Annotated in this window: 1 protein-coding gene; it reads left to right on the top strand. The window is 72.3% G+C overall.

Translation table 11 applies throughout. The annotated features are described in order from the left end of the window. A partial coding sequence (locus SxD43FB_RS25540) for a hypothetical protein (RefSeq protein ID WP_109516575.1) occupies window positions 1-202 on the top strand: 202 nt, incomplete at its 5' end. Between the last annotated feature and the right edge of the window lie 180 nt (window positions 203-382).

Below are 382 nucleotides of genomic sequence, written 5' to 3' on the forward strand. Positions count from 1 at the left end.
CATGGCACGCATCCCCAATTACGGCCAGCAACGGGCCGAGCGGAACCGCGCCAAGCAGGCCAAGGCCGAGGCCAAGGCGCAGCAGCGCGAGGAGGAGAAGGCCCGCCGCAAGGCTGCCATCGCCGCCGGCCTGGACCCCGACCTCGGCGAGCCGGTGACGCTCCCGCCCGAGGACGAGGACGAGGACGGCAAGGCCGGCTGATCCGGGCACGGCCGCGGCGGCTTTTTCCGGCCGCCGGCGGGCCGCCGCATTGACAGTGCCGTGCCCGGCGGCGGACCCTGCGCTCCAGTGGGAGAAGCGGGGACCACCTCTGATGGATCAGACCAAGAAGAGCTTCAAGCTGCGCAGCCAGCGCTGGTTCGACGACCCGGAAGACCCGGG

This window comes from Sphingobium sp. D43FB, assembly GCF_002312805.1.
Classification (GTDB): Bacteria; Pseudomonadota; Alphaproteobacteria; order Sphingomonadales; family Sphingomonadaceae; genus Sphingobium.